This is a genomic window from Ventrimonas sp. (genome assembly GCF_048380235.1).
Classification (GTDB): domain Bacteria; phylum Bacillota; class Clostridia; order Lachnospirales; family Lachnospiraceae; genus Brotaphodocola.
Window position 1 is genome coordinate 13,814 of the sequence record NZ_DBFCCJ010000025.1, and the last position, 13,198, is coordinate 27,011.

Annotated in this window: 12 protein-coding genes; 10 read left to right on the forward strand and 2 right to left on the reverse strand. The window is 50.0% G+C overall.

What is annotated here, in order from left to right:
- Positions 1–47 precede the first annotated feature (47 nt).
- Positions 48–293, forward strand: a complete 246-nt coding sequence (locus ACMP1L_RS04320; protein ID WP_118719619.1) for a LysR family transcriptional regulator — start codon at positions 48–50, stop codon at positions 291–293.
- Positions 294–381: 88 nt separating this feature from the next.
- On the opposite strand, the gene ACMP1L_RS04325 is transcribed toward ACMP1L_RS04320, so the two are convergent.
- Positions 382–1,302, reverse strand: a complete 921-nt coding sequence (locus ACMP1L_RS04325; protein ID WP_418452102.1) for a LysR family transcriptional regulator — start codon at positions 1,300–1,302, stop codon at positions 382–384.
- Between the two features lie 215 nt (positions 1,303–1,517).
- Between ACMP1L_RS04325 and ACMP1L_RS04330 the strand changes: the two genes are divergently transcribed.
- The 4 genes from ACMP1L_RS04330 to ACMP1L_RS04345 all read left to right on the forward strand — a co-directional run bounded on the left by ACMP1L_RS04330 (position 1,518) and on the right by ACMP1L_RS04345 (position 6,744).
- The gene (locus ACMP1L_RS04330; RefSeq protein ID WP_118725875.1) at positions 1,518–2,690 is read left to right on the forward strand and encodes an isocitrate/isopropylmalate family dehydrogenase; all 1,173 of its coding nucleotides are present in this window, start codon (positions 1,518–1,520) and stop codon (positions 2,688–2,690) included.
- Between the two features lie 148 nt (positions 2,691–2,838).
- Positions 2,839–3,711, forward strand: coding sequence for a MurR/RpiR family transcriptional regulator (locus ACMP1L_RS04335; RefSeq protein ID WP_373242963.1), 873 nt, complete (start codon positions 2,839–2,841; stop codon positions 3,709–3,711).
- Between the two features lie 186 nt (positions 3,712–3,897).
- A complete protein-coding gene (gene pfkB / locus ACMP1L_RS04340; RefSeq protein WP_418452105.1) occupies positions 3,898–4,818 on the forward strand; it encodes a 1-phosphofructokinase in 921 nt (306 codons plus the stop codon).
- Between the two features lie 3 nt (positions 4,819–4,821).
- Positions 4,822–6,744, forward strand: a complete 1,923-nt coding sequence (locus ACMP1L_RS04345) for a PTS fructose transporter subunit IIABC (protein ID WP_418452114.1) — start codon at positions 4,822–4,824, stop codon at positions 6,742–6,744.
- 178 nt (positions 6,745–6,922) lie between these two features.
- On the opposite strand, the gene ACMP1L_RS04350 is transcribed toward ACMP1L_RS04345, so the two are convergent.
- Positions 6,923–7,588, reverse strand: coding sequence for a hypothetical protein (locus ACMP1L_RS04350; RefSeq protein ID WP_418452106.1), 666 nt, complete (start codon positions 7,586–7,588; stop codon positions 6,923–6,925).
- A gap of 212 nt (positions 7,589–7,800) precedes the next feature.
- Between ACMP1L_RS04350 and ACMP1L_RS04355 the strand changes: the two genes are divergently transcribed.
- The 5 genes from ACMP1L_RS04355 to ACMP1L_RS04375 all read left to right on the forward strand — a co-directional run.
- A complete protein-coding gene (locus tag ACMP1L_RS04355) occupies positions 7,801–8,925 on the forward strand; it encodes a 2-methylaconitate cis-trans isomerase PrpF family protein (RefSeq protein ID WP_418452108.1) in 1,125 nt (374 codons plus the stop codon).
- Between the two features lie 47 nt (positions 8,926–8,972).
- Positions 8,973–11,240, forward strand: coding sequence for a hydratase (locus tag ACMP1L_RS04360; protein WP_418452109.1), 2,268 nt, complete (start codon positions 8,973–8,975; stop codon positions 11,238–11,240).
- 15 nt (positions 11,241–11,255) lie between these two features.
- Complete coding sequence (locus ACMP1L_RS04365; protein ID WP_418452111.1) at positions 11,256–12,755, forward strand: MmgE/PrpD family protein; 1,500 nt, start codon at positions 11,256–11,258, stop codon at positions 12,753–12,755.
- A gap of 12 nt (positions 12,756–12,767) precedes the next feature.
- A complete protein-coding gene (gene citD / locus ACMP1L_RS04370; protein WP_418452112.1) occupies positions 12,768–13,067 on the forward strand; it encodes a citrate lyase acyl carrier protein in 300 nt (99 codons plus the stop codon).
- Positions 13,067–13,198: aldolase/citrate lyase family protein (locus tag ACMP1L_RS04375; protein ID WP_418452115.1), on the forward strand; the 132-nt coding region annotated here is incomplete at its 3' end. The genes citD and ACMP1L_RS04375, both read left to right, overlap by 1 nt.

Genomic DNA, 13,198 nt, shown 5'->3' on the forward strand with positions numbered 1-13,198 from the left:
GCAAAGAAATCTTGTTTGGAGTGCAGGATCGAATTGGGGAAAAGTGTATGAATGAGAAAGAACTTCGCTATATGAAATGCATCGCGGAGGCAGGAAGTATCCAAAAAGCAGCGGTTCTGCTTCGGAAGAATCCTTCTTCCTTAAGTCGTGCGGTGCACCGTGTGGAGGAAGATATGGATATTATCCTTTTTAAGCGGACTCCAGAGGGGCTGCGGCCGACGCAGGAGGGAGAATTGTACCTACAGGCGGCGGGAGAGATTCTTTCCATGTATGATGAGTTAAAAGAAAAATAGGATGATATAGCAAAAATAGATGGTGGCAGCAGTTCATCAAATGATTGAAAAGCCGATATCTGTAATAAAAAATCCAACCGGCGAAGTATTACACTTCGTCTGGCTGGATTTTTTCTTTTAGAAAACGGATAAATTCTTTTGCGCACCGGGAAAGCGGGCGTCCGTCCGGGTAGCCGATGACCAGCTTCCAGGATGCGTTTAATGACGGATCCAGTGGATAGCAGGCGAGGTTTTCAACACCGGAAAAAAGATTCAAATAAGAATGCGGGAGAAAGGTGATCCCCATACCGGCAGCAGCCAGGCGTTTGGCTGTTTCCATATTTTTTGTGGTATAGCGGATATTGGGTTTGATGGAGAGCTGGGACAGAATCGAGTCTGCTACCTGCCGCAGCTTTTGTCTGCTTGCTACCATGAGGAAAGGTTCTTGTTCCAACGCTTTCAGATCGTAGATGCTTAAAGTGCGGTAGTCTGGAAATTGGTATTTATGGGCAAGCGTAAGCGGCAAGACCAGATAGAAGTCATCTTCGGCTAACAGATCATAGTGGATGGCTTCATTGGGTGTTTCGTAGTGCATGACAGAAAAATCGAGTTTTCCGGACAGCATCAGTTTGTCCAGTTCCGTGGAGTTGTTTTCTTTAAACTGGACGGTAATATCCGGATAAATCTGCTGGAAAGCAGGAAGGATCCTGGGCAGAAGATAGGCGCCAAGATTGAAGGGAATGCCAAAAGTCAGGCTTCCCTTACGCAGCTGGCGGTATTCGTCCAGATCGGTTTCCAGCTTCCTGTATCGGTCCAGGATATTTCTTGCAGTTTTCAGATAATGCTCTCCGAATGCAGTAGGAACCAGGCCTTCCTGGGTACGCGAAAAGATCCGGGTGTCAAATTCCTGCTCAACTTTATTTAAAGATTCGCTGAGAGATGGCTGGGAGATAAAGAGCTCCTGTGCAGCCCTTGTGATAGTTCCGTGTTCTGCAATGGTAAGCATATAGAGCAGTTCGTTTTGTGTCATGGAGAAACCTCCGGATATTCTGGGATGATATGGCTGGCATATGGTGCGACAGCAGTGTATGGTCATGCTATAGTTTGTATATTTCTGTAGTTTAGTTTACCACACATCATGCAAAATTCCTATATGAGATATGCTGATTTATGTATTTTACCTATGAATAACTCCATGTTAAGATAAAGCCATAACAAACAACGAGCATTCATGGAGGGAAAATCATGGAGAAGAATGTAGAGAACGTAAAAGCTGCACAGGAAAAATTCGGGGAGCTGATCCAGTCCGAGTTTGAGCGCATTGAGCGTATGAAAGCAGATAACGAGGTGACCGACTTCGATAAGCTTAAGAAGATCGTGATTGGCGTGCTCCCGGGCGATGGTATTGGCCCGATCATCATGAAGCAGGCACTTCGCGTATTAAATGATCTGCTGGCACCGGAAATCGCAAGCGGCCGTATTGAGATCCGCGAGATTGAGGGCATGACCATTGAGAACCGTGCCGCAAAGCTGCAGAGCCTTCCGGATGATGTATTCGAGGAGATCAAAAAATGCAACGTCCTCATCAAAGGACCTATGGTTACCCCGCGTGCCGGCGAGCCGTGGCCGAACCTGGTATCCGCAAACAGCCTGCTGCGCCGTGGCCTCGAGCTGTTCGCAGCAGTCCGTCCGATTAAGATTCCGGACAAGAACATTGACTGGACCTTCTTCCGTGAGAACATTGAGGGTGAGTACATCTGGGGCAACAAGGGCATTCAGGTCAATGATGACCTGGCGGTTGACTTCAAGGTACAGACCAAACAGGGAAGTGAGCGTATCGCAAGAGCTGCTTTCGAGTTCGCAAGAAAAAACGGCAAAAAGAACGTGACTATCGTAACCAAGGCAAACATTGTGAAGTTGGCTGACGGCAACTTTATTAAAGCTGTCCGCAAGGTTGGTGAGGAATATCCGGAAATCGAGATCCAGGAGCGTCTGGTTGATGCAATGTGTGCAAAGATGCTGGATCCGGAGTTCAACAAGGGCATCGAGGTTGTGGTTCTGCCGAACCTGTATGGCGATATCGTAACCGATGTAGCTGCAGAGCATCAGGGAGGTCTGGGAACCGCTTCCTCCTCCAACCTGGGCAACAAGTATGCGATGTTTGAGGCAATCCATGGAACTGCTCCGTTCCTGATTAACCATGGCAGAGGCGATTACGCAGATCCGTGTTCCCTGATCCGTGCAGCTGGCATGCTGATGGCTCACATCGGTTATGCTGACCGCAAGGCAGTCCTGGACAAGGCTCTGGATATCTGTACCATTACCGAGCGTAAGAAGGTGGTTACCACCGATGTGGATGGCGCAAGCGCAGCAGAGTTTACCGATTACCTGTTAGAGACCATCGATAAGATCAAATAATTCGAGTCTTCGTGTTCATATCCCTTCTGAAGAAAGCCTGCCGGTATTTTCGGCAGGTTTTCTGCGTTATTTTTCATTCCTTTTTTGTACAGCCTGTGCTATAGTATTAGATAAGAAATAAATTTACATGAAATTGGAAGTGGATGGAATGAATGAAGCACGAAATGCAACCTCTGTCATCTGTTCAGCCTATGACAGCTTTTTTGAGGCAGAGAAGAAGATTGCAGATTTTCTGATCGAGCACAAGGCAGAGGCAGCCGGAATGACGGTGGGGGAGCTGGGCAGGGCCAGCCAGACCAGCGACGCTACGGTGTCACGGTTCTGCCGCCGCTGTGGGTTTAAGGGATTCCAGGATCTGAAACTGGCGCTGACCCGGGAACTTCTGGAGGAGGAACACCGGGAACAGGAGGTCACCAATGAGATTGACCGTCATGATCTGGACCAGTCGTTAAAGAACATTCTGGCAAATAAGGTGGCGGAACTGACCGAAACAGTCCGGATGATGGACACAGACAATCTGGAAGCAATTTTACAAAAGCTTGAGCATGCACGGCTTGTACAGCTGGCAGCGGTGGGCAATACGCTGCCGGTGGCGCTGGACGGAGCGTTCAAATTCAGCCAGCTTGGAATTACGGCAGTGGCAGAAACCATCTGGGAAGCACAGACGGCTTATGCGTTTAATCTGGGGCCGGAGGATGTGGTGCTTATGATCTCTAACTCCGGCAATTCCAGACGCCTGGAGATTCTTGCGGAGGGCGCAAAGGAAAATGGCACCACGGTCATTCTGATCACCAACAATCCGGAATCCAGACTGGCGCAGGTGGCCGATTACCGTATCATTACGGCTACACGCGAAAAACTATTTACAGAGGAATTCTGGTTTTCCCGTGTTGCGGCTATGGCAGTCATGGAAATTCTGTATCTTCTTCTGATGGCAGGCATGCCGACGGCAGCCAGTCATGTGCGCCGGCATGAAAAAGCGATTTCTGCGGATAAACAGATGGAAAAACGGAAAGAATAGCATAGATATATTACACAAAAGAAAGATGGTATTCCAGCATATGGAGACCATCTTTTTGTGTTAAATGCTGAAAATTGCTACGAAAATAAGTTTCACAGAAAACACTATTGACGAAAATGAAAAATCATATTATGATTGATTCAACGATAAGAAAAAGAATTTCTTAAAACTAAGGAGAGATGACATATGATTTACACAGTAACCTTTAATCCGGCTCTGGACTATGTGATCGCTGTGGATCATTTTGCACCGGGACAGATTAACCGGACAAAGGAAGAAACTATGGTCTGCGGAGGAAAGGGCATTAATGTTTCAGCGCTGCTTGCAAACCTGGGCTATGAGAGCACAGCTCTTGGGTTTGTGGCAGGATTTACCGGAGAGGAGATCGTGAGGCGGTGTCAGCAAGCCGGCTTTCATTCTGACTTTATCCGCGTAAAGGATGGTTTGTCACGCATCAACGTGAAGATGAAATCAGATGAGGAGACCGAGATCAACGGCATGGGGCCGGACATCACCGGAAAGAATGTGGAGCTTTTGTTCGAACAGTTGAACGAGCTGAAAGCCGGAGATGTTCTGGTGCTTTCCGGAAGCATCCCGTCCAGTATCCGCAGCAGTATTTACAAGGAGATCATGGAACGTCTTCAGGGCCGCGGCATTCAGATTGTGGTAGATGCGGAGAAAGCGCTTCTGATGGAGGTACTTCCGCTTCATCCGTTTCTGATCAAGCCGAATAACCATGAGCTGGAGGCGATGCTTGGCAGAACACTTTCCACAAAAGAAGATATCCTGTCGGGGGCAAAAGAACTGCAGGCGTCAGGTGCCCGTAATGTTCTGGTGTCTATGGCCGGGGACGGGGCAGTACTCCTGACAGAAGACGGAACTGTGTACAGTGAGGGTGTCTGCCGCGGAACTGTGGTCAATTCCGTAGGAGCAGGGGATTCCATGGTAGCTGGTTTTCTGGCAGGATACCTGAAAACAGGAGATTATGGTTACGCCTTAAAGCTTGGCACGGCCAGCGGAGGAGCGACTGCCTTTTCTCATGGAATCGGCAGCCGGGAAAAAATTATGGAACTGTTCACGCAGCTGAATAAAAAACAGGGGGAGTAAATGATGCGAATTACAGAATTGCTGAAGCAGGAAAGCATTGGACTGAATGTATCTGTATCCACAAAGGAAGAAGCAATTGACAAACTGGTAGATCTCATGGCGGCCGGAGGACGGCTGAAGGACAAGGCCGGATATAAGGAAGGAATCCTTGCAAGAGAAGCGCTTGGCAGTACCGGCATCGGCGGCGGCATTGCAATTCCGCATGCTAAGGTGGAGGCAGTAAAGGAGCCCGGACTGGCAGCCATGGTGGTGCCGGCAGGGGTTGATTATGAGGCGTTTGACGGTTCTCTGGCAAATATCCTGTTTATGATCGCAGCACCGGCGGAGGGCGCGGATGTGCATTTGGAAGCACTTTCCAGACTTTCCACACTGCTGATGAATCCGGACTTCATGGAAGGACTGTTAAAGGCGGAATCCAAGGAGGCCTTTTTAAAGGTGATTGATGATGCGGAGACCGCAAAATTTGGTGCAGAGGAAAAGAAAGAAAACGAAGAAAAAAAGAAAGCTGCAGCTTATCGTGTTCTGGCAGTCACCGCCTGTCCGACCGGCATTGCCCATACCTATATGGCTGCAGAGAGCCTGGAAAATATGGCAAAGAAGCTTGGAGTATCCATTAAGGTAGAGACTGACGGATCCGGTGGTGCCCAGAACGTGCTGACAAAGGCCGAGATCGACTCTGCCGAGGCCATCATCGTGGCCGCGGACAAGAATGTCGGCATGGCGCGTTTCAACGGAAAACCTGTGATCCAGGTCCCGGTCGCAGATGGTATTCATAAAGCAGAGGAGCTGATCAACCGCGCGGTAAGCGGCAGTGTTCCGGTTTACCACCATCAGGAGGATGGCAGCGAAAGCAGTGCTTCCGATGAAGGAAAGGACAGCATTGGGCGTACGATTTACAAGCACCTGATGAATGGCGTATCTCATATGCTTCCGTTCGTGATCGGTGGCGGAATTCTGATCGCGCTGGCTTTCCTGCTGGATGATTATTCAATTGATCCTTCCAATTTTGGTAAGAATACACCGCTTGCAGCATACTTAAAGACCATCGGTGAGCAGGCCTTTGGCATGATGCTTCCGATTCTTGCAGGCTTCATTGCCATGAGCATCGCAGACCGTCCTGGCCTTGCAGTCGGCCTGGTGGCAGGCCTGATCGCGAAGATGGGATGCACGTTCGCAAACCCGGCAGGCGGCGATGTGAACGCCGGATTTTTAGGAGCATTGTTTGCAGGCTTTGCAGGCGGTTATCTGGTGCTCGGCTTAAGAAAGCTGTTCTCGAAGCTGCCGAAATCCTTAGAGGGCATTAAGCCGGTCCTTCTGTATCCGGTTATCGGTATTTTCCTGGCAGCAGTGGTGACCACCTTTATCAACCCATATATGGGCATGATCAATGATGCGCTTACTGCCTTCTTAAACGGAATGGGTGGTACCAGCCGTATTCTGCTCGGAATGCTGCTCGGCGGCATGATGTCCATCGATATGGGCGGTCCGTTCAACAAGGCAGCCTATGTATTTGGAACGGCACAGCTGGCAGAGGGCAACTTTGAGGTGATGGCCTCTGTTATGGCAGGTGGTATGGTTCCTCCGATCGCCATTGCCCTGTGCACCACCTTTTTCAAGAAGAAATTTACCGAGAAAGAACGCCAGTCCGGCATTGTAAACTACGTGATGGGCCTTTCCTTCATTACAGAGGGTGCCATTCCGTTCGCAGCTCAGGATCCGCTTCGTGTGATTCCGTCCTGTGCGATCGGAGCAGCAATGGCAGGAGGTCTGTCCATGGCATTCGGATGTACGCTCAGGGCACCGCACGGCGGCATGTTTGTCCTGCCGACGATCGGCAATCCGCTTATGTATCTGGCGGCTGTGGCTGTCGGTTCCGCAGTGGGTTGTGTGATCCTGGGATTTTTAAAGAAGGACGCGGCGTCATAGGAGAGCAGGAAGCCTCCTGGTCTGGAAATATAGGGAGTATTTGCAGATAAAAAAACAGAACAAAAGAAAGAGAAGAGCCTGGCCCAGGGGAGAAATGGTCAGGCTCTTTTTTGGTGTAAAAACTAAAAATATGATCCTTATAAGACAGATAACGTTTCATTTAAATATAAAAAGGAATCTAATATCTACTGGAACCGGCAGTTACAACACGGGAACCGCCTTCGGTTCTGGTTTCCTGCGTGGTTTGACTGTTTGGTTTTTTGTTCTGATTATTTGCCTCATCGCCAATGGTGAAGGAGTTTGCGGTATCCACATGGGTGGTACAGGTTCCGTTTGCATTGAAGGTGTAGGAAATACCGTTGACGGTGCGGGTGGTTCCTGCATACATGACACCGGTAGACGGATCAAAATAGTAGGTGTTTCCATTGACATTCTGGAAACCGGTCTGCATCTTGCCGTCGGTTCCGAATAAGTACCAGCTGTCTCCGATTGGCATAGCCACGTTCAGTGCGCATTTGCCGGATTCCGGATAGAAGTAGTAGCGGGAGCCGGAGATAGTTCTCCAACCGGTCCACAGGGAACCATCATCGCTCATATAATAGTAATCCTGATCCAGATGGAGCCAGCCTGTTACAAGGCTGCCATCGGACAGACCATAATAATATTTGTCAGAAGCAGCATCGTGGATCAGGCCGGTGGCCAGGGAACCGTCTGCCTGATAGTAGTAAAGCTTTCCGTTAGTTTTGGTCACTCCGGCTGCATAGGCGGTCATGCAGCTTCCAAACAGCATGGTTCCTGCAAGTCCTGCAAAGAGTGCTGCTTTTATCTTGTGATTCTTTCTCATCTCTGAAATCCTCCGTTTATGTAACATCTTTTTTGTTTCTATTATAAACCATGGAACCGTTCCAAGGTCAAGTATTTATGCCTGGTTATCCTTTTGATCATTCCAACTGGTTATTGATAATAATAAAAACAGGACATTTTACATTATAATATAAATGCCGTATAGTAAAGATAACAAAAAACAGGTAGGAAATCTGAAAGGAGTTGTCGGTTATGTATATGAAAAAATATCCCTGCGTGTATATGCGCGGCGGCACAAGCAAGGCAGTATTCTTCCATGAGAAGGATCTTCCGGAGGACAAAAACCTCTGGGACGAAATCTTTCTGAAGGTGATGGGAACACCGGATGTCAAGCAGATCGATGGTATGGGAGGAACGGTTTCCTCAACCAGTAAGATTGCCATCATTTCTCCGTCTGACCGGGAGGATGTGGATGTCAACTACACCTTCAAACAGGTTGATATCGTGATTCCGCGTGTAGACGGAAGCGCAAACTGCGGCAATATCTCTTCTGCAGTCGGACCATTTGCCATTGATGAAGGACTGGTTAAGGCCGTGGAGCCGATTACCGTAGTAAGAGTATTAAACACCAACACCAACAAGATCATCGAGGAGCATGTGCGGGTAGAAGACGGACATGCCATGGTACACGGCGATGAGGTCATCAAGGGGGTTCCGGGAACCGGATCCCGCATCGATATGTACTTTGAAGATCCGGCTGGTTCCAAGACCGGAAAGCTGTTCCCGACCGGAAACAAGCGTGATATCTTCGATGTTCCGGGATATGGCGAGATTGAAGTGACCGTACTGGACTGCTCTAACCCGATGGTATTTATCCGGGCAAAAGATCTGGGAATCAAGGGAACCGAGCTGGTGGAATTAAACCAGAATAAAGATGTGATGGAGCACATTGAGCGAATCCGCTGCATCGCTGCACAGAAATGTGGCTTTGTAGAGAACTGGGAGGACGCAAGAACCAAGTCTACCTCCGCACCGAAGGTTTCCATCATTTCCGAGCCGCAGGATTACACCGACATGGACAAAAACGAAGTAAAAGCAGAGGCCATGGATATCTGCTGCCGAGCAATTTCCGTAGGATCCCTGCACAAAGCTTATCCGATGACCGTTGCAGTCGGAACCGGGGCAGCAGCAAGAATCCCGGGAACCATTGTCAACGAGATCGCGAAACCGGCACCGGATCAGGATATCATTAAGATCGGTCATTCCAGCGGCGTGACGGAAGTTGACGTCAAGATGGACGGCGAGCGTGTCATCAAGGGCGGTGTGACCCGTACCGCAAGACGGATTATGGACGGCTGGGTTTATGTCAGAGACTGATTGATGCTAGTCTGCATTCGTTTGTAAAATGAAAGGAGAATATTCACATGGTAACCTTACATGAAGGAAAACAGTATATCGTAAATAACGATCATATCGCAACCGCAGAGGAGGCTGCAAAGCTTTCTGCCGAAGAGGGCAAGAAACAGACCCTGACCTATCAGGTTCTGGAAAAACATAATCACTCCGACAATATGGAGCATCTGGAGATCAAGTTTGACTCCATGGGTGTTTATGACAACACCTACGTTGGTATCCTGCAGACCGCATACGCAAGCGGACTGAAAGAATTCCCGATGCCGTGTGTCTTCACCAACTGTCATAACTGTCTGTGCGCGGTAGGCGGAACCATCAATACCGATGTACATAAATACGCAGAGTCTGCCTGCAAGAAGTCCGGTGGCATCTTCGTTCCGCCGCATGAGGCAGTCATTCACCAGTACATGCGTGAGATGATCGTCAAATCCGGTGATATGTCTATCGTATCTGATTCCCATACCCGTTACGGTACCCAGGGTTCTGTATCCATCGGTGAGGGCGGCCCGGAGCTGGCAAAGGCAATGCTCGGAAAATATTATGAGATCGACTACCCGGAGGTTATTGGTGTGTTTATGACCGGAGCACCGAAACCGTGGGTAGGACCGATGGATGTGGCATTGAGCATCATCGGCAAGGTATTTAAGAACAACTTTGTAAAGAATAAAGTGCTGGAGTTCATCGGACCTGGCGTCAGCAGTCTGTCCATGGATTTCCGTAACGGCATTGACACCATGACCACCGAGTCTGCCTGCCTGTCCTCTGTATGGGCTACCGATGACAAGGTCAAAGAGTACTTCGAGATCCACAAACGTCCGAATGATTTTAAGCGTATGCAGCAGGGTGACGCAGCTCTGTATGACGGCATCGTAGAAATCAATCTGGATACCATCGTTCCGATGATCGCACTGCCGTTCCATCCGAGTAATGCCTACCCGTTAGCAGATGTGATCGCAGATCCGGAGAAATACCTTGGTATGGTAGAGAAAGAGGCAGAGCGCGTCTTTGAGAATAACAAGGACATCCACTTAGATCTGCGCTCCAAGATCCATAACGGCAAGATTAAGGTAGACCAGGCTGCCATCGCAGGCTGTGCTGCAGGCTCCTTTGAGAACATTTATGCAGTAGATCAGATCGCGAAGAAGTTAAATCACGGCCTTGGAACTTTCCCGTTAAACATCTATCCGGCATCCCAGCCGATCATGTATGAGTTAAACAAGATCGGTGTGCTGAATGACTTAATGAACTATGGTGCACGCGTGAAGACCGCATTCTGCGGACCGTGCTTCGGTGCTTCCGATGCTCCTGGCAACAACGATTTCTGTATCCGTCACAGCACCAGAAACTTCCCGAACCGCGAAGGCTCAAGCCCGGCAAACGGCCAGATCGCATCGGTAGCGCTGATGGATTCCAAGTCCATCGCGGCAACCGCATTCAACGGCGGCTACTTAACCTCTGCTGAGAGCTGCCCGGTTGAGTTCACAGTTCCGGCTTACGAGTTTAACAGCAACATTTACGATAACATCGTTTATAACGGTTATGGCAAGGCACAGCCGGAAACCGAGATCGTTTATGGTCCGTCCATCAAAGACTGGCCGCAGATGTCTGCCCTGACTGACAACCTGCTCCTTCAGGTGGCAAGTGTGATCCGCGATGAAGTAACCACCACCGATGAGCTGATCCCGTCCGGTGAGACGGCATCCTACCGTTCCAATCCGTACAAGATCTCTGAGTTCACCCTGATCCGGAAAGACCCGGAGTACGTCGGCAAGGCAAAAGCCGTTCAGGTCTATGAGAAAGCCCGTGTGGCAGGCGATGCAGCAAAGACTGCGGAAGTTTACGAAGTTTTAAAGGCAGTTGGCGTCAACGCACCAACGGAAGAACTCATGAAGACCACTGGAATCGGTTCTGTTCTGTATGCAAAGCGTCCGGGCGATGGCTCTGCGCGTGAGTACGCAGCAAGCTGCCAGAAGGTACTGGGTGGTCTGGCAAACATCTGCATCGAGTATGCAACCAAGCGTTACCGCAGTAACTGTGTAAACTGGGGCATGCTGCCGTTCACCTACCCGGATGACAACATCAATCTGGAGGTTGGCGAGTATGTATACCTGCCGGGCATCCGCAAGGCGGTAGAAGATGGTGTAACCAGGTTTGAGGCAACCATCATCGGAAAAGACGGAAGCACCCGTACCATGGAGCTGGAGTTAAACGGTGTAACAGAGGCAGAGAAGAAAGTACTTCTGGCAGGCAGCCTGATCAACTCTTACAAAGCAGAATAGAAATGGGGCGTGTGTATGTCGGATCTGCGGAAATTAGCACAATTTATTCATGACATCACATGGGACCAGTTGCCGGAGCGCGTGCGGGAAACTGCCGCGCTCCGCGTGCTTGATCTGGTCAGTGTGGCAGCCGGGGCGGCGAAAGATCCGCTGGTGGCAGCAGCGAAACAGGCACTGGGCGCGGTAAGCGGCTGTCCGGTGGAAATGCCATGTGACAACTCAGACGCGTGCTTTCCGGATACCGCTTTAGAGCGGCGGTTGCCGGGTAGCGGTCAGGCCGCAGAGAATACGGCACAGCAGGGATTTGTTTCTGTCTGGGGCGATAGCCGGAAATATCCGCTGGCAACCGCCGCGATGTTAAATGCCATGCTGGCGCACACTCTGGAGCTGGACGATGTCCATACGGCATCTAAGACCCACGGCAGCGCAAGCCTGATCCCGGCCGCCTGGTCCTGTGCGGAGTATCTAGAAAAAAGTGGGAAAGAGTTCCTTCTGGCAGTGATCTGCGGCTATGAGACTGTGAACCGGGTAGGCATGGCATTCGGAGTATCTGCGCATCGGAACCGAGGCTGGCATGCCACGGCAACCTGCGGCGTGTTTGGCTGCGCTGCTGCCTGCGCGAAGCTTCTGGATCTGAGCGTGGACCAGATCGTGTCAGCGCTTGGTATGGCGGGAACCCAGTCGAGTGGTGTCTGGGCCTTCCTGGGAGATGGAAGTAACTGCAAGATCCTGCATCCGGCGAGAGCTGCGGCAGACGGAATCGAGGCAGCATTTCTGGCAAAGGCAGGCATGACCGGCCCGGAGCATATTTTTGATGCGAAGGATGGCGGACTTTTGTTTGCCATGTCGGACGGCGGGGATGTTTCGAAACTCAGCCAGGGACTGGGGGAAGTTTATGAGATTTTAAATATGGATATGAAGCCTTATCCATGCTGCCGGAGCGCACACTGCGCGATCGATGCGGTTCTCGACATCCGCAGGCAGATGGAAGCGCACATGGGCCTTACGATCCAGACGGAAGGCGAGGCAGAGATTCTGGCAGGACAGATTCAGAAAATCGAGATCGATACTTATCTGGTGGGCTATAAACAGTGTGCGGTCAGCGATGGCTGTTTGCATCCAAAGACGATTCTGGATGCAAAATTTTCCACGCCATATTCCGTGGCAGCAGCATTTCTTTACGGAACCGTGGCAATGGGACAATTTGAACCGGAAGTCGTGGAGAAGAAAGCCGTTCAGGATCTGCTGGCAAAAGTTATCGTGCAGCCGTCAGACCGTTTTACGGAACAGTACCCGAAACATTGGGGCTGTTTTATGAAACTGACCATGCAGGATGGCACCTGCTATGAGACAGAGGTGGAAGATCCGTCAGGAAGTGTGGAACGTCCGTTAAGCAGAGTGCAGGCCAGAAACAAGGCAGAAGAATTTCTGTCGGTGGTATGTCCGGGACGTGAGCAGGAGACCATAGAGAAAATTTTAAATCTTGCGGGGAGCGAAAGGCTTCCGGTGATATAAGGAGGAAAAAGCATGTTAGTGAAGAAAGCTGCCATGGCAGGAACCCTGGAGTCCAGTGATGCCCAGGTTACTGTAGAGCCTGGAAATGGCACGGTAGAGCTTTCCATCGAGAGCAGTGTGATTCATCAGTTTGGAAAGCAGATCAAGGCAACGGTTCTGGAAACCTTAAACCGTTTGGAAGTAACCGATGCAAAGGTAACAGTGGTAGACAAAGGAGCATTGGACTGCACCTTAAAGGCACGCGTTGAGTGTGCCGTATACCGCTCCAACGATATTACGGAAAATCTTCCATGGGGAGGTGCAATTAAATAATGAGCCATCCGAATAAAAAAAGACTGAGACGTTCCATGATGTTCTTAAACTGCCAGAAGCCGGGACTGATCAAGGATCCGTACATCTACAGACCGGATTCCATCATGCTGGATCTGGAGGATGCAGTAGCA